Here is a 20,316-nt window from a genome sequence, read left to right as displayed (position 1 = left end):
AAAGACGCTGGTGTCGGCGAGGGTCAAACGGTTGCGGGTTCGGTGTCGGCCTGCGTCGCGCCAACGGCCACCACGGGAATCGACACGGGCTTGCCGCCCGTCCGTTCGCCGGGCGTCGCGGGCCGGATCTGGCCGCGCGTCTCGACGAATTCGATGGTCGTGTCCGGCGCGTCGCTGTTCACGAAGTGGCGGAAGCGCTTGCGCGTGTCGGGATCGGTGACGGCCTTCTTCCATTCGCACTCGTAGGTGTCGACCACGTGCTGCATGTCGGCCTCGAGTTCGGCGCCGATCCCGAGCCGGTCGTGCACGACGACGTCGATCAGGTAGTCGAGCCCGCCTTCGAGGTTGTCGCGCCACACGCTGGTGCGCTGCAGCCGGTCGGCCGTGCGCACGTAGAACATCAGGAAACGGTCGATGTAGCGGACCAGCGTGGCACGGTCGAGATCGGACGCGAGCAGTTCCGCGTGGCGCGGCTTCATCCCGCCGTTGCCGCACACGTACAGGTTCCAGCCCTTCTCGGTCGCGATGATGCCGACGTCCTTGCCCTGCGCCTCCGCACACTCGCGCGTGCAGCCGGACACGCCGAACTTGATCTTGTGCGGCGCGCGCAGCCCCTTGTAGCGGTTCTCCAGGTCGATCGCGAGGCCGACCGAATCGTCGACGCCGTAGCGGCACCACGTCGACCCGACACACGACTTCACGGTGCGCAGGGCCTTGCCGTATGCGTGGCCCGATTCGAAACCGGCCGCGATCAGCTCCTCCCAGATCGACGGCAGCTGCTCGACGCGTGCGCCGAACAGGTCGACACGCTGGCCGCCGGTGATCTTCGTGTAGAGCCCGTACTTCTGTGCAACCTGGCCCACCGCGATCAGCCCTTCCGGCGTGACTTCGCCGCCCGGCATGCGCGGCACGACCGAATACGTGCCGTCGCGCTGGATGTTCGCGAGGTAGTAGTCGTTCGAATCCTGCAGCCCCGCATGCTCCTTCTTCAGCACGAATTCGTTGAAGCACGACGCTAGAATGCCCGCCACCGCCGGCTTGCACACGTCGCAGCCGAGGCCGTGGCCATGCTTCGCGAGCAGTTCGTCGAAGGTCGTGATGCGCTCGACGCGGATCAGGTGGAACAGCTCCTGGCGCGAATGCGGGAAGTGCTCGCACAGATGGTTGTTGACCGCGAGCCCCTGCTTCTTCATCTCGGCCTTCATGATCTGCGTGACGAGCGGCACGCAGCCGCCGCACGACGTGCCTGCGCCCGTGCACGACTTCAGTGCGCCGAGGCTCGTCGCGCCGTCGGCCACCGCCGCGCAGATCTGCGACTTCGACACGTTGTTGCACGAGCAGATCTGCGCGCCTTCCGGCAGCGCATCGACGCCGATCGCGGGCTTCGCCACACCGTCCGACGACGGCAGGATCAGGAATTCCGGCGACTCGGGCAGCTCGATGCGGTTCAGCATCATCTGCAGCAGCGTGCCGTATTCGGCCGCGTCGCCGACCATCACCGCGCCGTGCAGGAACTTGCCGCAGTCCGACACCACCAGCTTCTTGTAGACCTGGCGGCGCTCGTCCGCATACTGGTAGGTGCGACTGCCGGCCGTCGCGCCATGCGCGTCGCCGATGCTCGCGACGTCCACGCCCATCAGCTTCAGCTTGGTGCTCATGTCGGCACCGGCGAACGCGGCGTCGGCCGCATCGGCCGCATCGGTGACACCGCCGCCGAGCTGCTTCGCGACCACGCGCGCCATGTCGTAGCCCGGCGCGACGAGGCCGTACACCATGCCGTTCCATGCCGCGCATTCGCCGATCGCGTAGATATCCGCATCGCTCGTGCGGCACGCGTCGTCGATCGCGACACCGCCGCGCGGGCCGATGTCGAGGCCGCACGCACGCGCCAGCTCGTCGCGTGCGCGGATACCGGCCGAAAACACGATCATGTCGGTGTCGAGATGCGAGCCGTCGGCGAACGCCATCCGGTGCGTGCCTTCCTCGCCGTCGACGATCTCGAGCGTGTTCTTGCCTGTATGCACGGTCACGCCGAGCGCCTCGATCTTCGCGCGCAGCATCCGGCCGCCGCCGTCGTCGACCTGCACCGCCATCAGCCGCGGCGCGAATTCGACGACGTGCGTGTCGAGCCCCATGTCGCGCAGCGCCTTCGCGCATTCGAGGCCGAGCAGCCCGCCGCCGATCACGACACCGCGCTTCGCGTGCGTGCCGCACGCCTGCATCGCTTCGAGATCCTCGATCGTCCGGTACACGAAGCAGCCCGCGCGATCGCGTCCCGGCACTGGCGGCACGAACGGACGCGAGCCCGTCGCGAGCACGAGCTTGTCGTACGCGAGCGTTTCGCCGGACGCGAGCGTGACCGTGTGCGCGGCACGGTCGATCGACGCGACCTGGGCGTTCAGGCGCAGGTCGAACTGCGGATGACGCTCGAAGAAGCCGGGTTCGACGAGCGACAGATCGTCCGCCGACTTGCCCGCGAAGAATTCCGACAGGTGCACGCGGTCGTACGCGGGGCGCGGTTCCTCGCCGAGCACCGTGACCTGCAGCGCGCCCGCCGCGCCGGCTTGCGCGGCGACGCATTCGAGGAGCTTGTGGCCGACCATCCCGTGGCCGATGACGATGAGTTTCATGATGACGTTTCCTTCGGTCGATCAGTTCATGGCGTTCGCGGCGGCCAGCGCGCGGTCGCGCAGCTCGGCCTCGCGTGCCTTGTGTTCTTCGCTGAAGCGCACGGCCATCGCGCACAATGCGGTCGCGGTGACGGCGAGCCCGAGCAGGCTCAGCGTGTGCTGCACGTCGCCGACGCCCTTCAGCAGGAAGGCCGCGGCCACCGCGCCGACGTTGCCGCCCGCGCCGACGATTCCCGCGACGCCGCCGAGCGCCTTGCGGTCGATGAACGGCACGAGCGCATAGGTCGCGCCGCAGGCCATGTGCGTGAAGAGGCCGAAGGTCAGCATCGCGACGAGCGCCATGGCGATGCCTTGCGCATGCGAGAACCAGATCAGCCCGAGCCCTTCGCCGACGATCAGCGCGCACAGCAGCGTCGCGCGCACGTCGAGGCTGCGGCGCGCGGCGATCTTGTCCGACAGCCAGCCGCCGAGCGCGCGGGCAAACAGCGCGAGCAGCCCGAACAGACCCACCGCGAAACCGGCGTCCTTCAGCGACAACTGGAAGTGATCGACGTAGTACAGCGCGGCGATGTTGTGGATGAACACCTCGACGCCGAAGCACGCGCCGTACGTGACGAACAGCATCCACACGCGATAGTTGCCGCACGCGGCGAAGAAGCTCGCCCAGCCGCCCTTCTTGCCGCTGTCGACCGTCACGCCCTGCTTGCGCAGCGCGACGAAGTCGCCTTGCGGGCAGTCCTGCGTGAAGCGCCAGTAAGCCCAGGCCATCGCGAGCATCGCGACGCCCGGCACGACGAGCGCGATGCGCCACGATGCGTCGTCGCCGAAGCCGAGCATCAGGCCGGCGGCGACCAGGAGCGGCATCATCGCCTGCGTCGCGCCTGCGCCCGCGTTGCCCCAGCCGGCCGTCGTCGCGTTCGCGGTGCCGACCACGTTCGGCGCGAACATCACCGACGTGTGGTACTGCGTGATCACGAAGCCCGCGCCGATCGCGCCGATGCCGAGCCGGCAGATCAGGAACGACAGGTAGTCGTGCGTGAACGACACCGCGAACACGGGAATCGCGCCGAGCAAGAGCAGCCCGGCATACACACGGCGCGGGCCGAAGCGGTCGCACATCGGGCCGACCAGCAGCCGCACGGCGATCGTCGCGGCCACCGCGGCGATGTTGATGTTCGCCACCTGTGCCGCGGTGAGGTGGAATTCGCGCGCGATCAGCGGCATCAGCGGCGCGCACGCGAACCACGCGAAGAAGCACACGAAAAACGCCATCCACGTCATGTGGAACGCGCGCATCGGCGCGGTGCGGAAGCTGAAGAGATCGATACGGGTAGCTTTGTCGGTCATGTCATCCGCCAAACGAAAAACGGCGTCCTGCACACCCGGTCTCGTCGAGACCCGATGTGTAGGACGCCGTTGCCCATGAAGCCCGTTGCCGGGCGCGTCTGTAATCGGTACTGCGGACGAATCGCCGTTGATTCGCCCGAACCAGCTTACGCAAACGCCGTGCCATGTCGGCCCGAATCGCGCTCGCGTCCCCGCCGCACAAGGCTCGCCGGCCGTCGCACGCATCGCTGCGGTGCGCCGTGCACGACGCGTCGGGATGCAGCGAGGCACAGATGTGGTGCGCTGCAGCACTGTCGCCGTGCGACATCGCGGTGCGTGCTGACGGGGCGCGATGCACGCCGATACGGCATCGCGTGCGCCGCTGTCCCCCGGCCGTATGCGGGTCGGCATCCATCGTGGCGCGCCATGCAGCGCATATCGCCCCGCTCGCCGCCAGGCTCGCTCAGGTTGGCCCGGATATTGCTGAATCCTGTCCACACCGGCAACGGCGCCGGTGGGCAGTCCCCGCAAGTCAGGCCCGCCGTCGCAGGCGGGCGCAGCAGACCAGGACAACGACGTCCCCCGTGTTCGGCACGGCCGGATGCCGTGGTCGCTTCGACCGCCCGCCGCCGCCGCAAGTAACAACGCGTTATCGATCGCCGCACGCACGCGGCACTGGAATACGACATGACGACTGGTAAAGTCACGCTGCTGGGCGCCGGCCCCGGCGATCCCGATCTCCTTACGCTGAAGGCCGTGAAGGCGCTGGCGGCCGCCGACGTGCTGCTGCTCGACGATCTCGTCGCGCCCGGCATCGTCGAACTCGCGCCGCACGCGCGCGTGATCCGCGTCGGCAAGCGCGGCGGCTGCCGCTCCACGCCGCAGGCATTCATCGAGAAACTGATGCGCCGCCATGCGCTGCGCGGCGCGCACGTCGTGCGCGTCAAGGGCGGCGACGCGCTACTGTTCGGCCGCGCCGGCGAAGAGCTCGCGACGCTGCGCGCCGCCGGGATTCCGGTCGACATCGTCAACGGCATCTCGTCGGGATTCGCGGCGGCCGCGAGCCTCGGCATCTCGCTCACGCACCGCGAGCACTGCCAGGGCGTCACGTTCGTCACCGCGCACCGCCAGGACCACGGCGAGCCCGACTGGGCGGCACTTGCCGCAACCGGCACCACGCTCGCGATCTACATGGGCATGAGCCGCGTCGACAGCATCGCGGCGGGCCTGCTCGCCGCATTGCCCGCATCGACGCCGGCGGCGGCCGTGCAATGGGCCGGCACACCCGACGAACGCCGCTGGACCGGCACGCTCGGCAATCTCGCGCGCGGTATCGAGGCAGCGCGGCTCGGCAGCCCGGCCGTGATCCTCGTCGGCGGCGCGATCGGGGAAGCGGCCGTGCACGATGTGCCACACGCAGGTGCCGCGATCGAAACGACCTTGTCCCGGGCCGCGTAGCATGCGTGACACCACGCGGCACCGGCCGCCCATCTATCATGAAAGCAGCGGCGCGCCTCGCACCGGCCGCCAGAGCGCCGCACGCGGTGCCGACACGATGTCCGCACGGGGCCACTGCGCCCGATCCGCGTATCGTCGCGCCGCGATTTTGCCGCCGCCGTTTGCCTCATGAGTACGCCTGCTCCACCCTTGCGCCTGCGCGTGCTGCTCGTCACCGACACCGACAAGCCGATCGGCGAACTCGGCGACGCGCTCGCGCGCCTCGGCTATGAGATGCTCAACGACGTCGCGACGCCCGCGCGCCTGCCCGCCGCCGTCGAGGAGCAGCGCCCCGACGTCGTGATCATCGATACCGATTCGCCGTCGCGCGACACGCTCGAGCAACTGGCCGTGATGCACGCGACCGCGCCGCGCCCCGTGCTGATGTTCAGCCACGACGCCGACCAGGCGCTGATTCACGCGGCGGTCGGCGCCGGCGTCAGCGCGTATCTCGTCGAAGGCCTGTCGGCCGAGCGCCTCGCGCCGATCCTCGAAGTCGCGCTCGCGCGCTTCTCGCACGACGATGCATTGCGCCGCCGGCTCGCCGATGTCGAGCGCGAGCTCGCCGAACGCAAGCTGATCGATCGCGCGAAGCGCCTGCTGATGGATCAGCGCAGGCTGTCCGAGCACGATGCGTATGCGTTGCTGCGCAAGCGCGCGATGGATCAGGGACAGCGCATCGTCGACATCGCGCGGCAACTGCTCGATGCGACCCACCCGTCATGAATGCCATGAAACCTTCGCCTCCCCCCGCGCCGGAACGCGCGCATCTTCGCCTCGGGTTCGTCGCGCTCAGCGACGCCGCCCCGCTGATCGTCGCGCAGCACCTGAATCTCGGCGCACGCCACGGCCTGACGCTGGAGCTGTGCCGCCAGCCATCCTGGGCCGCCGTGCGCGACAAGCTGCTGACCGGCGAACTCGACGCCGCGCACGCGCTGTACGGGCTCGTGTGCGGGCTGCAGGTCGGCATCGGCGGCCCGCAGACCGACATGGCCGCGCTGATGGTGCTGAATCGCAACGGACAGGCGATCACGTTCGCCCGCGGCCTCGCCGACGCGTACCGCGCAAGCGGCGACGTCCGCGCGGCGCTCGCGACACTCGGCCGCAAGCCGCTGCTCGCGCAGACCTTCCCGACCGGCACGCATGCGATGTGGCTGAACCACTGGCTCGCGTCACACGGCGTCGATCCGCTGCGCGACGTGCGCAGCGTCGTGATTCCGCCGCCCGAGATGGTCGCGGCGCTCGCGAGCGGCGAGCTCGACGGCTTCTGCGCGGGTGAGCCGTGGCACGCGGTGGCCGAAGCCTGCGGCGCGGGCCGGACCGTCGCCGTCACCAGCGAGGTCTGGCCCGATCATCCGGAAAAGGTGCTCGCGACCCGGCGCGATTTCGTCGCGCTGTATCCCGCCACCGCGCGCGCACTGATCCGCACGCTCGTCGATGCGTGCGCGTGGCTCGACGATGCCGCGCACCGTCGCGACGCGGCCGACTGGCTCGCGTCGCCCGACGCGCTCGGCGTGCCGGCCCGGCTGATCGCGCCGCGCCTGCTCGGCGACTACGGCGCGGGGCCATTCGCGCAGCCGCCGCTGCCGATCCGTTTCCACGACGCCGGCGCCGTGAACCGACCGGATCCGCAGGAAGGCCGCTGGTTCCTGTTGCAATACCGGCGCTGGGGCATGCTCGATGGCACGCAGGACGACGCGGCAATCGCCACGGCGATCGCGCAGACGGCGTTGTATGATGCTGCGGTTGCCGAAGGCGATACGGCGGGCGGGTGATCCCGGCACGGGGTGCCGGGGCCGCCGCGCAACGCCATGCCGTGCCCCGCGGAACGCCTGACGCGATGCGCCGGTCCACGCCGGCGCGCCGCGCGGCACGGACGCACCTGCGTTCGTGCCGCCGATCCGTCCCCGTTCAGAATCGATGCCGAAACGAATGCGCACGCCGCTCGACGTGCTGCTCACCGAAATCCGCGCGTGCCGCGCCTGCGAAGCCGACCTGCCGCTCGGCCCGCGCCCCGTCGTGCGCGCACATCGTGACGCCCGCATCCTGATCGTCGGGCAGGCGCCCGGCGCCCGCGTCCATGCGAGCGGCATCCCGTGGGACGATGCGAGCGGCAAGCGGCTGCGTGACTGGCTCGGCGTCGACGCCGACACGTTCTACGACGAGACACGCTTCGCGATCGTGCCGATGGGCTTCTGCTACCCGGGCCGCGGCGCGAGCGGCGACAACCCGCCGCGCCCGGAATGCGCACCGCTGTGGATCGACCGGCTGCTGGCCGAATTGCCGTCGATCCGGCTGACGCTGCTGGTCGGCCAGTACGCGCAGCGGCATTTCCTGCGCGACACGCGCAAGGCGACGCTGACCGACACCGTGCAGGCATGGCGCGACTATGGCCGCGACGTGTTGCCGCTGCCGCATCCGTCGCCGCGCAACCAGGCGTGGTTCAAGCACCATCCGTGGTTCGACGCCGAGATCGTGCCCGAACTGCGCCGGCGCGTCGCGCCGCTGATCGCCGGCTGACGAAGCCGGTCGCATCCCACTCCCTATCCGAATGACTCAGAACGACATCGACTTTTCATGCACCGGCTGCGGCCGTTGCTGCCACGACCTGCGCATTCCGCTGACCGTCGCCGAGGCCACCGCATGGCTGCGGCGCGGTGGCCACGTGGAGCTGTTGTGCGACGCCATGCCATGGCCCGTCGAACCGGCCCCCGACGACGCGTTCGCCGCCTACAAGCGGGCACGTTCGTCGCCCGCGCTCAGCGGCTCGCTTCCGGTACGCGTCACCACCCTGCTCACCGCGCCGCATGCCGGGCCGTGCCCGAATCTGCTCGACGACCTGCGCTGCGGGATCTACGAAGAACGGCCGCTGGTGTGCCGGATCTACCCGGCCGAGGTCAATCCGTTCGTACCGCTGATGCCGGACGGCAAGCAGTGCCCGCCCGACGCATGGCAGCAGGCACCGCTCACCCGCGGCGGCACGATCGTCGATGCGCACACGCGCGAAAACATCGCGCGCGCGCGGGCCGCGAGCGAGGCAGAGACGCCGTTGCGCGCGCGACTGTGCGCGGCGCTCGGCATCGATACGGCAGCCGTCGCGAACGAAGGCTTCGCGATTCATGCGCCGCCCGCCGACAGCCTGCTGGCCGCGCTGAGCACGCTCGACGATGCGCGCGCGACGGCCGCCGCCGAGCACGCCCCGACGGCATGGACGCTGCTCACGAATCGCACCGCGACCGCCGACACGCTCCGATCGGTCGGCGCATCCAGCCGGCTCGCGACCGACGAGACCGGCACGCGCTGCCGCTACCTGGGCTTTCATCCGGCCGCCTGATTGCCCTGTCGCCGGGCGGGCGCACACCGCCCGCCCGGCCTGCGCGGCTCGCGCCCACGGATTCCGGCCGCGCCCGGTTCGCTGTACCATCGCGGCTCAACCGCGTCACGAACAGCAGAATCCTTCATGCCATCCACCGCCCCGCCGCGCCTGTACGGGATGCCCGAACGCAGCGACCGGCTCGATTTCTACATCCGCGACCAGGCGTCGCGCCAGGCGATCACCGAGCCGCACCGGCACGCGTATTTCCAGATCCAGTTCAATCTCGGCGGCGACACCGAACAGCGGATCGGCGGCGTCACGCGACCGTTTCCGCGCGGCGCGCTCGCGTTCGTGCTGCCGCACCGCGAGCACCTGATTCCGCATCCGGAAGGCGCGCACTTCATCGTGATCAACTTCAGCCAGGCGTTCCTGCGCGCCGATCTCGACGTCGATCCGCTCGATCTCGAGGATGTCCCCGCGCACCGCTTTCCCGAGCTGACGCCGTTCCGCTTCCAGGAACATCTCGACTTCATCCTGACCGGCGACGCCTTCGACGAGGCGCGCCGCCTCGCGCTATGCATGCTCGATGCCGACCGCGTGCGCACCTTCGGCTCGAGCACGTTGCTGCGCGGCTATCTGCTGCAGCTGATCGGGCTCGTCTGCACGCAATACGCGGGCGCGCTCGACAAGCTCGCGCAGCGCGGCGCCCAGCGCGCGGGCCGGCGCGACGCGCTCGCGCGCGTGATGCGCCACGTGCGCGCGAACCTGACCCGCGAGGACCTGACGCTCGCGGCCACCGCCGAGGCCGCCTTCCTGTCGCCGAACTACCTCGCACACCTGGTGCGCAAGGAAACCGGCAGCACCTTCACCGATCTCGTGACCGAGCGCCGGATCGCGCTCGCGCAATCGCTGCTCGCCCATACGAGCCGGCGCATCGCCGACATCGCGCGCTCCGTCGGCTTTCGCGACGAAGGGTATTTCGCGCGGCGCTTCCGCGCGCGGGTCGGCGTGTCGCCGAAGGCGTACCGGGACGCGAACGCCGCGCTGCCGGCCGGCGACGACGCGCCGGCGGGCGGCGACGCGTAGATTTGTCCGGTTAAAACGCAGTTGCGTCGCATCCGGGCGCGCATGCGTCGGGTATCGTTCCATGCATGCCGGCCCGTGGTGCATTGCGCGGGCGACGGCATCCGTCTTTTCATCGAACGAGGCCATCCGATGTCCGCATACGTCATCGACGCTTCCGAGCGTCCTTCCGTCGAAGTCGAACAGTCGTCCGCGCGCTTTCCGGTGCGCCGCGTCTTCTGCGTCGGCCGCAACTACGCCGACCACGCGCGCGAAATGGGCGCCGACCCCGACCGCGAACCGCCGTTCTTCTTCACGAAGCCGGCCGACGCGATCGTCCCGGCCGCCGGCACCGTCCCGTATCCGCCGCTGACCGGCGACCTCCATCACGAAATCGAGCTGGTCGTCGCGATCGGCAAGGACGGCCGGTCGATCGACCCGGCCGACGCGCTGTCGCACGTATGGGGTTACGGCGTCGGCGTCGACCTCACGCGCCGCGACCTGCAGGCCGAGGCGAAGAAGCTGAGCCGGCCGTGGGACTGGGCGAAGGGCTTCGATGCGTCGGGTCCCGTGACCGCGCTGCGCGCGGCGACCGCGACCGGCCACCCGGCAAGCGGCCGGATCTGGCTCGCGGTCAACGGCGAAACGCGCCAGCAAGGCGATCTCGCGGACATGATCTGGGCCGTGCCGGACGTGATCGCGTACGTGTCGCGCTCGGTCGAGCTGAAGGCCGGCGACCTGATCTTCACAGGCACGCCGGCCGGTGTCGGCGCGCTGCAGCCGGGCGACCGCGTGACCGGTGGCGTCGACGGCGTGGCGACGTTCGAGTTCGTGATGGGGGCCAAGCCGTAAGGCATCGTGCGGACGCACGTGACGCGCCGTGACGCGCCGTCCGTCCGACGGCCGTCGCGTCGCATCGTGCCGCCCCTTGCCGATCCGGCTCGCGTGCTGGCGAAAGCCGATGGTCGCAACGTGAACCGAACGTTCACCGCATGGTCAGCCAGGGATGAACATTGCCACGGCCGCCGCCCCCATGATCGCGGTCGCAATCCAGCCAAGGACAATCAGCGGCCGACTCGCCGTGAAAGCGCCCATGACCGATTTCTTCGAGACAAGGATGATGATGACGACCAACAGCGGTACGGCGACCACTCCGTTGATCACCGCGCTCCAGAATAAGGCCTTCATCGGACTGATTGGCGAATACTGGATTCCGAGTCCGGCAAGCACGCTGACGGCGATGATCCCGTAGAACCCGCGCGCATCGCCCACCTTGCGTTCGAGCCCCTCCTTCCAGCCCATCACCTCGGACAGGGCGTAAGCGCCGGAACCCGCCAGCACCGGCACACCGATCAGCCCCACGCCGAGAATACCGAGCGCGAAAAGCATGTACGCAAAGTTGCCGGCGAGCGGCCGCAGTGCGCTAGCTGCCTGCGCCGCCGTGTTGATGTCGGTGACGCCAGCCACATGGAGGGTGACGGCGGTCGCAAGAATGATGAAGTAGGCGGCGACGTCGGAGTACAGCATGCCGCTCCACGTATCCCACCGGATACGTCGAAGTTCCGCGTAGGCGACACGCGCGTCGCTTACCAGCGGCGCACTGCCGCGGTTCGCCTGCATGTCCTCGACTTCTTCGGAGGCCTGCCAGAAAAACAGGTATGGGCTGATGGTCGTGCCAAAGACACCGACCACCACGGCGGCGGCGCTGGCATTGGGTGTGAACCTGGGCCAGACCGTGCGCAGTGCAACCTGCCCCCACGGAACATGAACCGTAAAGAGAACCGCCGCGTAAGCGAGCAGGGAGACGGTGAGCCACTTCAGGAAGAAGACGTAGCGATGGTAGGGAACGAACATCTGCAGCAGAAGCGTCCCGAACACGAAGAACGCCGTCATGAGGTGACGATCGACACCGGAGACGAGCTCCGCAACCTCGCCCATGGCAGCAACGTCGGCAGCAATGTTGAGCGTGTTCGCAACGAGCAGCAGCAGCACGACGCTCCTCAGCACGCTCGGCGGGAATGCGGTCTTGATGTTGGCCGCGAGCCCTTTTCCAGTGACCCTGCCAAGGTTCGCGCACATCGATTGAACCGCCGCCATCAACGGGTACGCCAGCGGCATCGTCCAAAGCATGTTCAGCCCGAATTGGGCACCCGCCTGGGAATAGGTGGCGATCCCGCTGGGGTCATCGTCGGCGACGCCGGTGATCAGCCCCGGCCCGACCCGGGCTAGCGGGTGCTCCTTCAGACGCCCCCAAAGGCCCCGAAAAACGTGCGTGCGCTGCAATCCTTTGGCGTCCATCCACTCACCTCGTCAATGGGAAACCAGCACGGGTATCTTCGCCGACAGGAGAATGGACTGAGTGACGCCACCGAGGATGAACTCCATCCACATGGGATGAGAGTAAGCGCCCATCACCAGCCAGTCGTATGGCCCGTTCTCAATGTGTTCACGCAGTGAACCATGCTCTTCCGTGGAACCGATCCGAAGTACGGCTGAATCGACAGCGACGGCATGTCGGGTCAGGTGGTCCAGGAGACTTTCCGCGTCGTCCTCACTGCCCTCCGCGGTCGGAGAAACGAACGCGATGATCCGGACCAACCGCGACAGCCGCAGCAGCGGCAAGGCATCGTGGACGGCCCTCACGGATTCACGGCTGCCATCCCAGGCAACGGCGGCCCTGACCAGTGATGGTGGTGCCGCGGCAGGCACAACCAGGACCGGGCGACCGCATCGGACGGCAACCGAGTGGGCGATCGGCAAGGGATGCGTTTCGGGCGAGCCTTGCCATTCGTCCTGGCCAATGATGACGAGGTCCGCGTAGCGGGCTCGGTCGCTGATGCCTTTGGCTACGTCGCCTTTCGCTTCGAACCAGCATGCATCAGCAAGGCGCGCCACGGCTTCTTCCCTGAAGGCCACCGTTGCCGCGGTGCTGTCCTGTGCCAGCTTCGCGGAGAGATATGCAGTGACTTCCGCCACGCGGGTCGGTTTGTACAGAGGTGGAACCTCCGCCGGCGGGGTCACGTGTATTCCGCTCAGTCGTGCACCGACGCTCATTGCCAAGTCGACGGCGAATTGCACCCTGCGCCGCCCCGACTCGCTCCCGTCTACGTGCACCAGCACATCGCGCAGCATGTCCAGTCTCCCGATTGCTTCCCGGCCCAAGCCGAGGCGGCGGCGCGCCGCTGCGCGGGCAGACGCCAGCGTCGGTCACGGCGCATGGCAGCCTCAAAAACGAGCGATTCCGCTTCGCACATTAAACGTGGCACATCGCATGCGAGCTTTGATGCAGATCACGTTACGTCCCGCGTCGAGTCAGGCACTGCGGAACAGTCGCTGTCTTGGCGAATACCGTTGATTGCCGGGCGGTACAAATGGTTTTGCGTCACCGGCACGCCGACGTTCGCGGCGCGACCCGCGACCATCGCACCTGGGACGCGAAGCCGACGCCCGCCAATTTCGTCGGACCGGCTCGAGCTGGCCGCACGCTGACGCTGGGGCATGTCACAGACGCGAACTCCCGTTGTCCTTACGCAGTCTCCCGATCATGAAGCGTCGCCTCGCCGGGGAGCCTTTTGCCGCTCGGCCGGGAGGGCTCAGGAAGACACCGGATACGCTATCCGAAAACTCGAGCCCATACCGCCCGAAGGCGTCGCGCGCGGTCTTCGAAGAGATATGAGGCCGCCAGTGTCAAGAGACCTGAAATTGCCCCCGTCACGATGTGCTCGACATAGGGGATACGGTAGTGACTCGTGTGCGAGTAGGCGTCGCCTAGCGTTGTCAGCAAGCCAACGATCAGCGCATTGCCGTATCGATGCGCGTAGAGTTTTGACGCAGGCGTGAAAGTCAAAAGTACGGCCAGGAGGCCAGTAAGCAAACCTGTATGAAATGCAATCGTCCAGTGGGCAACGCTCGTAATACTGCCCCAGCTCCCCGGCATGCAGGTCATGCACGCACTGGTCGGCTGCCAGAAACGCTGGATAAATAGCCTTGCACGGTGCTTCCATTCGATTGACATGATGCATTCCCATCAATGCCGTCGTCGCGGCCGACGCCACCGCACGCATCGTTCAAGGAGTTTCCAAACCCTTTGATGAGCTTGCCACCCTCGTCACGGATGGTTGACGGCGCGCCGCAGAGGCCGAGCAATAACCTGGACATGGGGGAATACTACTCCACGATCAGATGGCCGCTGTTTCGACCGGGGGGGCGGCATTCAACGCTTGCGCTTATCGGTGTGATCCCGTCCATGACGGGCATCGAGCGATGCGCTTTCGCGCGAAGTCGGCGTCCGGCATCGACCCGTTGCTGTCATCCGGTTCGCCGCACCGGCAACGACCGTTCTCAAAGTCCAACGGCCATTCGCAAAACCAAGGTCGCATGCCGCCTGTTGATCATCACAACCGTCAGACATGGTGGGGCATCGTCCGCCGTGCAACTGATTCCGCGGACAGCGAGCCGAGAAAATTGCCTCCTCCCGAAACGAGGAAGGGCGGAAGAAGTATTGAAGAATACGAACCAGGTTATCCGGTGAGTCGTGATGGCGTACTCCAACAAGCAGCGAAATACACACGGGTTTTCGAGGTTTGCAAAGCGAACCAGCTAGTCGATGAGTAGCGAAAATTCGCTATACTTAATAGATGACTAAGAAACTTCCACTTTCTGATTTCCGAGCGATTCGCAGCGTACTCGAGCCGCATGAGTTTGCTTCTGGCGGCGAAGCCGTACCACCGTCCGACTTGATTGATCAGGAAATCTGGGACGGAATTATGCACCTCCCCGAAGATGTATCCATAACAACTTCTAATCACAACGGGATCTGGCTTCGCCTAATGTATAGCCTCTGGGGTGACTGGATTGAGACGGTCGGCGACCCACAAAAGCCTGACGAGATATTCGGAAATCTCCTCAGCGCCGGCGAGTGCTTCCAATGCTCGACCTTTAATTTCCTGCACGGATATTACCGAGCCACAATCGCGGAATTACGCACGGCCCTCGAGCTCGTAATGATCGGAGCTTACGGGAGTCTCTATCCGAACGATAAAGATTATATCGCCTGGAAGGCAGGAGGTGGCGATCTGACGTTTGGCCGATGTAGGAGTCGGTTGCTCGGCAATCTCCGAAAGGAACAAGGGAAGTGGATGTTCGAAAACGGAAGCATGTTGGCCGCGACGTACCAGCAGCTTTGCAACTATTCGCACTCACGCCCGGACGCCAGCGACGGCGCGTTGTGGAAGAGCAATGGCCCAGTTTACGATAGTGAAGCCGCAAGGCTAACGCTTTTCACGACACTGTCGGTGTATGCAATCTGTTACCTCCTGATTCGGCTTGCGCGGAGCGATTTTGTCATGCCTGAAGATAGCAATATTCTTTTCGAACTTGATTGGATGCCTTATTATTATTTACTGAGACGAGCTTACGCGGATATATATGGAGAGCCTCCAGCGCTGCCATTAATCGTCTGACGTACATGCCGGATCAGGGCCTTAAACGATTCACTGTACACATGCATGGCCCATAGAAGATGGCTAAACCTGAACCGCCGATGTCGGTTTGATGCTTGGCGACGCGTGGGCGGCAGGTGTCGAAGCGACCGGATACCATGCAAAAGCGCCGACGGCTCTTTTCCGACGCGAATGGGACGCCCGTCGGTCCGTCGAAGTTCTGCCGTTACAGACTCGCACAGATCCTCCGTCGGTAAGGAACGTCGCACCGCAAGGTACACTGGCAGCCACTACGACCTTTGGCGAACTCCTTGAGTATTTCGAACTCTTACATTCGATGTGCCGGCACCTTTGTCGTGTTCGCCTTGGTATTCCTCGAGTTGAAATGCGATCAGCCCGAGACCCCGAGACACGTTACTCATGTAACCCGTTAAACCGCGAGTACTTTTACCAGCATCTATTTGAGTAGGCTGCGAAATGCTTTTCCAGCGAGTCTCCATTATCTCGCGAACGCTTCCCTTAAGGCGCTCGAGTGAATGAGTCTCGACATCCAGATCTAACATCCGCTTTTCAACAAAAGAAAAATCGGCAGAGCCTGGATCGAACTCTGTACCTTCATCTGAATACACCTGCCAGACTCCGGTTGCGTTGTCGTATGTTACATGATGGTGAGCATCAACAGGAGAAGGTACAGGAATAGCGGACGGCTGAATCCACCACACCTGACTCCAAAGAGATGGAGGTGTCCACTGTCGAAGCGTCGTTTCCGAATCAAATTTTGGAAAACAATAGAAGACCGGGTAACCTAAAGCTTCAACAGCGCATAATATCGAGTGCTGATCGCGATACTTAGTGCGGTTGAGATTCCATCTATTAATATTACCATTTGCATACAACCGCTTGTATTGAATAAAACCACCACACCACGATCCATCGGTAGCGAGCACATCGAAGCCAAACTGTTGTTCTTGAGCTTGAGTTGCACCGATAGCATACGCATTGATCTGATGCGTTCGCCTCATTTTTTCGATGATAGTTCGTGAGACGTTCAACTCGACGGTTTTTTCTGATATTGGCATTCGGTCTCCAGCGCCTATCATTGTGAAAATGGAAACGTCATTGTATATCATGCAACTTGCAACGCCACAATGGCGCAGAGATAACCAGCCGAATTGTGTCCAATTCGTCATATAATGCCAACGGCTGAAAAGTCGCCGAGGCGAAAAGTGACATTGCGATCAACAAACCACTAGCGGATTTAACCATTCGTCTGCGGCCACCGAGAGGTGATCGGCCGTCACTCGACTAAAGTCGAAACTCAAACTCCGACAAGTGAGCGCACGTCACCGCCGACTTGCGTGCATAGCGAGTCCGTCAGGTTCCGAGGCATTGCGGCCGGTCCAGCGGCAGATTTCCCGTCTCTCTCAACGGCAGTTGATGGCCGAATACTGCCCAATTAGCCGTCAATTCATGAAGCAGTCGATCAAAAAACCTCCCTCGAAGTTGGCACCGATCGCGTTCGAGTTCTGCGTTCGCAGAACTGGTCACACACCAAGGCTCACCGGCGCAGCCCGAACACGCCGTGCCAGAGAGCGCTGAAAAAGTCCGTATGCGCGTGTTCGCCACTCCTTCGCGCGTCGCTCTTTGACGCCTGCGCCGATGCCGCCTGTGTCGCCCTCTCGTCGCATTGCGGCATCTGCTCATCACGCTCCCCGTCCCGCGATGCGCCCGGCTGGCGCGACGCATGCAACTCGACCACGCTGCCGGCAATGCGCTCGGCGAGTTGAACATCGCAATCACGGCCGAGCAGAACACCGAACACGACGTCACGGTTGTGCCCTTGCTCGGCGAAGCGCATCGCCCATGCCACGAACCGCGCATATTCCGCTTCGCGCTCCGCGTTCAAGCGCTCCTCTTCTTCGCGAAGCCGTGCGTGACGGAGCATTTCCTCTGCGTAAGCGGTGTCATAGACGCGGCGCAGCTCCGGGTCCGAGAGAATCGCGTATGCCTCCTTGATCTCCTGAAATCGCGCATGCGCGTCCGCTTCGCACCCGACATTGCGGTCGGGATGCGCTTTCATCGCCGCCTTTCGGTAGCCTCGCTTGATTTCCTCGTTGGTCGCGTTCTCGCACACACCGAGCAATTCATACATGGTCGTCATTGTGCGTCGGGATGAAAGTCGGATCGCATTGATCGTAGCATGTCGCCGCAGCGCCAATCCGGCGGGTTGAGAATTCACCGGGTTCTGAACACCCTGAGTGCAGGTCAGGAGCGCTTTGGCAGATGACGGAATCTGAATCATTCTCATCGGAACGACCGTTTGCCGACTGGAGCGGTCGCTAGACTGTCCGAATGTGCATGCAGGCGAACGGCGCTTCATGGCCGAACGCGGCCGTCCGCCGCCCTGCGAGGCGCGACCGACGCAGATCGACCCGAAGCGGATCTTCAGTGTACTTGCCTGGAAAGTCCGCAAACAGATGTATAAGAGCCGCCGACGTTAGACACTCGTCTGTCCGCGATGCGCCAACGATCTCGTCAAAGATGCAAGTAGACATGCTTGCCGAACGCGCGTATTACCTCTTCATTACGAGACACAAAAATCCACTGACCCACTCGGTTCGAAACGAGAAGCCCGGCGTCAATCAACGTCGCGATATGTGCAGATACCGTAGACTGCGATAGACCGCTACGTGCATGGATCGCATTCGACGGCACGCCATGACGAAAGTCGACGACTCCTCTCGCGAATCCTCGATCCGGCGTTTTCAGCCACGCCAGAATTTCGCGCCTCAAGGGGTTTGCGAGCGCCTTATGAATCAGATTTTCGTCAATCATGATGTTCGACCAGGATCGGGATAGAAGTCGGCGATATGAAGCAAGGCGGGGGGCTGGCATACGATATGCTCCGCCCCGACCGCTCTGCTTCTCGTTCGTGCACGCGTTATGTGCCGCAGCGCCAGAGTGCAGCAGCATCAGAACATATCGGTCCGGTTCGGGGGGCCTTCGTGGTGCGCTCCACGCTCAATGCCCGCTCGGGCCGCGATAAAGGGCCCCGTGACCATCGTCGAATAGCTTTGACCCGGCCCGACCATTGGGAACACATCGGCACCTGGGTCGATCCTTACGTCGAGGAAGGCTGGCCCCTCAAATTCAATGAACGCCCTAAGCTTGGCCTCCAATTCACTGATCGTATCGACGCGGCAAGCGAATTCGAATCCATCGGCCCGAGCCGCCATCACGAAGTCCTTTCGATGAAGCGCCTTGTCGCTCACGAACATCCGTCCATCAAAGAAGAGCCGCTGCCACTGCCGGATCATCCCGTCGCCGCAGTTGTTGAGAAGCAGCACCTTCACGGGCACACCATACGTACTCGCCGTCTCGAGTTCGCCGACATTCATCCGGATGCTGCCGTCACCGTCGATATCGATTACCAGCGCATCCGGCCTCGCCAACTGCGCACCGATCGCAGCCGGTAGCCCGAAGCCCATCGTGCCCATGCTGCCCGATGTGAGGAAGCTGCGCGGCTCGACGAAATCGAAATACTGAGCGGCCCACATCTGATGCTGGCCTACTCCAGTCGTGACGATCGCGCGCCCGCCCGTCATCTCGCTGAGTTTCTCGATCACGTACTGTGGCTGAATCGCTGACTTGTTCCGGTCGAAATTCATCCCGTGGCGGCGCTTGAGTTCCGCGACTCGATCTAGCCAGTCCGCGGAGCTTTGCACGATCCGGTCATGCGTCATCAACGACCGCAACGCGTCCTTCGCATTGCCGATGTGACTCCACTGCGCCCGCTTGACCTTGTTGATTTCCGCCTCGTCGATGTCGATGTGAGCCACATGCCGTGCGCGTGGCGCGAATCGATCAGGGCGGCCGCCCACGACCCGATCGTCGAACCGGGCACCCACTGCGATCAGGAAATCGCAGTCTTCGACCGCGTAGTTCGCGCAGGCGGTGCCATGCATGCCGAGCATGCCAAGCCCCAGCTCATATCGTGCGGGTATCGCGCCGATGCCCATCAGCGTGGTCACGACGGGGATCCTGTAGCGCTCGGAAAACCGCAGCAGCTCGCCTGCCGCTTCCGCTGCGACAATGCCGCCGCCCGCATAGAGCAGCGGGCGCCGGCTCTGCGCCAGCAGGTCGAAGAATGCCGCACGCTTGTCGTCGTCCAGACGGGCGCCTTTTGCCACCATTCGAAGTCGATCCGAGTACCCGCGAAACTGCAATGTACCGTGGCCGAGATAAGGTCCCACCCAGTTCTGAACGTCCTTAGGCACGTCGACGACCACCGGTCCCGGACGGCCGGTGCGAGCGATTTCGAATGCGCTTCGCAGCGTCTGCTCCAGCTTCGCCGGATCGGTGACGAGAAATACCTGCTTTGCGCACGCCGACATGATGTTGAAGACCGGCGCTTCCTGAAACGCATCGGTGCCGACCATCGCGCGCGGAACCTGTCCGCAGATCAGGACGACGGGAACCGAATCCCCGTTGCAGTCGGCGATCGGCGTGACCGCATTCGTCGCGCCCGGGCCGGACGTCACCATGAACACGCCCACTTTTCCGCTGGCACGCGCGTAGCCGGCGGCCATGAAGCCTGCAGCCTGCTCGTTCGCAGGAACGACGAACCGGATCTGGCGCTTGGGGCTTGCCTTGTGCAATTCGTTGAAACGAAACACGGCGTCGTATGTGGGCAGGATTGCACCGCCGCTGTATCCAAACAGCGTATCGACGCCCTGTTCGGCGAGCACCCGCAGGATGATGTCCGCGCCGGACATCAGTTCGCCGGCGTGAGCAGGTGGCGGAAGAATCTGCGACGTAACAGCGGGATTCCGGGACATGGCTGCCTCGTAGGGAAATGGGCGCCGACCGCGTCGGCGACCGATGACGATGAATGATTTGCCTTCCAACTCGAGAACAGCGTGCGTTCCAAACCCGTTCACGGACGATCGTTCCAACGGACTCGTTGTATCAGGCCCGACTCATCGCGCACGTTCGTGCGCGCACACATGAAAGAATTGCGAAGGAGTCGAGATCATTCTGCCAA

The 20,316-nt window shown here is 64.7% G+C and carries 17 protein-coding genes; 8 read left to right on the top strand and 9 right to left on the bottom strand.

Annotation, left to right across the window (positions count from 1 at the left end; translation table 11 throughout):
* Positions 1–23: 23 nt before the first annotated feature.
* Entirely contained in the window at positions 24–2,630 is a 2,607-nt protein-coding gene (nirB, locus tag DIE08_RS23825; RefSeq protein ID WP_124903882.1) for a nitrite reductase large subunit NirB, read from the bottom strand.
* Positions 2,631–2,651: 21 nt separating this feature from the next.
* A complete protein-coding gene (locus DIE08_RS23820) occupies positions 2,652–3,977 on the bottom strand; it encodes an MFS transporter (protein WP_124903880.1) in 1,326 nt (441 codons plus the stop codon).
* A 666-nt stretch (positions 3,978–4,643) separates the two neighbouring features.
* On the opposite strand from DIE08_RS23820, the gene cobA reads away from it, so the two are divergent.
* The 7 genes from cobA to DIE08_RS23780 all read left to right on the top strand — a co-directional run bounded on the left by cobA (position 4,644) and on the right by DIE08_RS23780 (position 10,683).
* Positions 4,644–5,414, top strand: coding sequence for a uroporphyrinogen-III C-methyltransferase (cobA, locus tag DIE08_RS23810; protein WP_124903878.1), 771 nt, complete (start codon positions 4,644–4,646; stop codon positions 5,412–5,414).
* A 168-nt stretch (positions 5,415–5,582) separates the two neighbouring features.
* A complete protein-coding gene (locus DIE08_RS23805) occupies positions 5,583–6,179 on the top strand; it encodes an ANTAR domain-containing response regulator (RefSeq protein ID WP_059600584.1) in 597 nt (198 codons plus the stop codon).
* Between the two features lie 5 nt (positions 6,180–6,184).
* The gene (locus tag DIE08_RS23800) at positions 6,185–7,228 is read left to right on the top strand and encodes a CmpA/NrtA family ABC transporter substrate-binding protein (RefSeq protein WP_124903876.1); all 1,044 of its coding nucleotides are present in this window, start codon (positions 6,185–6,187) and stop codon (positions 7,226–7,228) included.
* A gap of 145 nt (positions 7,229–7,373) precedes the next feature.
* Complete coding sequence (locus DIE08_RS23795; RefSeq protein ID WP_124903874.1) at positions 7,374–7,973, top strand: uracil-DNA glycosylase family protein; 600 nt, start codon at positions 7,374–7,376, stop codon at positions 7,971–7,973.
* 31 nt (positions 7,974–8,004) lie between these two features.
* Positions 8,005–8,787, top strand: a complete 783-nt coding sequence (locus DIE08_RS23790; RefSeq protein ID WP_124903872.1) for a YkgJ family cysteine cluster protein — start codon at positions 8,005–8,007, stop codon at positions 8,785–8,787.
* 126 nt (positions 8,788–8,913) lie between these two features.
* Complete coding sequence (locus tag DIE08_RS23785) at positions 8,914–9,855, top strand: helix-turn-helix transcriptional regulator (protein WP_059679368.1); 942 nt, start codon at positions 8,914–8,916, stop codon at positions 9,853–9,855.
* Between the two features lie 129 nt (positions 9,856–9,984).
* Positions 9,985–10,683 (top strand): fumarylacetoacetate hydrolase family protein, encoded by a 699-nt coding sequence (locus tag DIE08_RS23780; protein WP_124903870.1) that lies wholly within the window; start codon positions 9,985–9,987, stop codon positions 10,681–10,683.
* A 144-nt stretch (positions 10,684–10,827) separates the two neighbouring features.
* On the opposite strand, the gene DIE08_RS23775 is transcribed toward DIE08_RS23780, so the two are convergent.
* From DIE08_RS23775 to DIE08_RS23765, 3 genes are all read right to left on the bottom strand, one after another.
* A complete protein-coding gene (locus tag DIE08_RS23775; protein ID WP_124903868.1) occupies positions 10,828–12,129 on the bottom strand; it encodes an NRAMP family divalent metal transporter in 1,302 nt (433 codons plus the stop codon).
* 12 nt (positions 12,130–12,141) lie between these two features.
* Complete coding sequence (locus DIE08_RS23770) at positions 12,142–12,963, bottom strand: universal stress protein (RefSeq protein WP_124903866.1); 822 nt, start codon at positions 12,961–12,963, stop codon at positions 12,142–12,144.
* Between the two features lie 481 nt (positions 12,964–13,444).
* Positions 13,445–13,846 carry a hypothetical protein gene (locus tag DIE08_RS23765; RefSeq protein ID WP_124903864.1) on the bottom strand — a complete coding sequence of 134 codons (402 nt, stop codon included), beginning with the start codon at positions 13,844–13,846 and terminating at the stop codon, positions 13,445–13,447.
* A gap of 622 nt (positions 13,847–14,468) precedes the next feature.
* On the opposite strand from DIE08_RS23765, the gene DIE08_RS23760 reads away from it, so the two are divergent.
* Complete coding sequence (locus tag DIE08_RS23760) at positions 14,469–15,293, top strand: hypothetical protein (protein WP_124903862.1); 825 nt, start codon at positions 14,469–14,471, stop codon at positions 15,291–15,293.
* A gap of 269 nt (positions 15,294–15,562) precedes the next feature.
* On the opposite strand, the gene DIE08_RS23755 is transcribed toward DIE08_RS23760, so the two are convergent.
* From DIE08_RS23755 to ilvB, 4 genes are all read right to left on the bottom strand, one after another.
* Positions 15,563–16,351, bottom strand: a complete 789-nt coding sequence (locus tag DIE08_RS23755; RefSeq protein ID WP_124903860.1) for a hypothetical protein — start codon at positions 16,349–16,351, stop codon at positions 15,563–15,565.
* Between the two features lie 479 nt (positions 16,352–16,830).
* Entirely contained in the window at positions 16,831–17,433 is a 603-nt protein-coding gene (locus tag DIE08_RS23750; protein ID WP_124903858.1) for a J domain-containing protein, read from the bottom strand.
* A 374-nt stretch (positions 17,434–17,807) separates the two neighbouring features.
* On the bottom strand, positions 17,808–18,107 hold the full coding sequence (locus DIE08_RS23745) for a helix-turn-helix transcriptional regulator (RefSeq protein ID WP_082728813.1): 300 nt from the start codon (positions 18,105–18,107) through the stop codon (positions 17,808–17,810).
* 137 nt (positions 18,108–18,244) lie between these two features.
* Positions 18,245–20,110 (bottom strand): biosynthetic-type acetolactate synthase large subunit, encoded by a 1,866-nt coding sequence (gene ilvB / locus DIE08_RS23740; protein WP_124903856.1) that lies wholly within the window; start codon positions 20,108–20,110, stop codon positions 18,245–18,247.
* Positions 20,111–20,316: the final 206 nt, after the last annotated feature.

The sequence above is a fragment of the Burkholderia sp. Bp9004 genome (assembly GCF_003858025.1).
Taxonomy (GTDB): domain Bacteria; phylum Pseudomonadota; class Gammaproteobacteria; order Burkholderiales; family Burkholderiaceae; genus Burkholderia; species Burkholderia diffusa.
Note: the sequence above shows the minus strand (reverse complement) of the source record. Positions and strands in the feature narration are given on the sequence as shown.

Bases quoted from the DNA above. Each gene is read 5' to 3' on its own strand.
- nirB (WP_124903882.1), bottom strand. From the start codon at position 2,630: ATGAAACTCATCGTCATCGGCCACGGGATGGTCGGCCACAAGCTCCTC.
- DIE08_RS23820 (WP_124903880.1), bottom strand. From the start codon at position 3,977: ATGACCGACAAAGCTACCCGTATCGATCTCTTCAGCTTCCGCACCGCG.
- cobA (WP_124903878.1), top strand. From the start codon at position 4,644: ATGACGACTGGTAAAGTCACGCTGCTGGGCGCCGGCCCCGGCGATCCC.
- DIE08_RS23805 (WP_059600584.1), top strand. From the start codon at position 5,583: ATGAGTACGCCTGCTCCACCCTTGCGCCTGCGCGTGCTGCTCGTCACC.
- DIE08_RS23800 (WP_124903876.1), top strand. From the start codon at position 6,185: ATGAAACCTTCGCCTCCCCCCGCGCCGGAACGCGCGCATCTTCGCCTC.
- DIE08_RS23795 (WP_124903874.1), top strand. From the start codon at position 7,374: ATGCCGAAACGAATGCGCACGCCGCTCGACGTGCTGCTCACCGAAATC.
- DIE08_RS23790 (WP_124903872.1), top strand. From the start codon at position 8,005: ATGACTCAGAACGACATCGACTTTTCATGCACCGGCTGCGGCCGTTGC.
- DIE08_RS23785 (WP_059679368.1), top strand. From the start codon at position 8,914: ATGCCATCCACCGCCCCGCCGCGCCTGTACGGGATGCCCGAACGCAGC.
- DIE08_RS23780 (WP_124903870.1), top strand. From the start codon at position 9,985: ATGTCCGCATACGTCATCGACGCTTCCGAGCGTCCTTCCGTCGAAGTC.
- DIE08_RS23775 (WP_124903868.1), bottom strand. From the start codon at position 12,129: ATGGACGCCAAAGGATTGCAGCGCACGCACGTTTTTCGGGGCCTTTGG.
- DIE08_RS23770 (WP_124903866.1), bottom strand. From the start codon at position 12,963: ATGCTGCGCGATGTGCTGGTGCACGTAGACGGGAGCGAGTCGGGGCGG.
- DIE08_RS23765 (WP_124903864.1), bottom strand. From the start codon at position 13,846: ATGTCAATCGAATGGAAGCACCGTGCAAGGCTATTTATCCAGCGTTTC.
- DIE08_RS23760 (WP_124903862.1), top strand. From the start codon at position 14,469: ATGACTAAGAAACTTCCACTTTCTGATTTCCGAGCGATTCGCAGCGTA.
- DIE08_RS23755 (WP_124903860.1), bottom strand. From the start codon at position 16,351: ATGCCAATATCAGAAAAAACCGTCGAGTTGAACGTCTCACGAACTATC.
- DIE08_RS23750 (WP_124903858.1), bottom strand. From the start codon at position 17,433: ATGACGACCATGTATGAATTGCTCGGTGTGTGCGAGAACGCGACCAAC.
- DIE08_RS23745 (WP_082728813.1), bottom strand. From the start codon at position 18,107: ATGATTGACGAAAATCTGATTCATAAGGCGCTCGCAAACCCCTTGAGG.
- ilvB (WP_124903856.1), bottom strand. From the start codon at position 20,110: ATGTCCCGGAATCCCGCTGTTACGTCGCAGATTCTTCCGCCACCTGCT.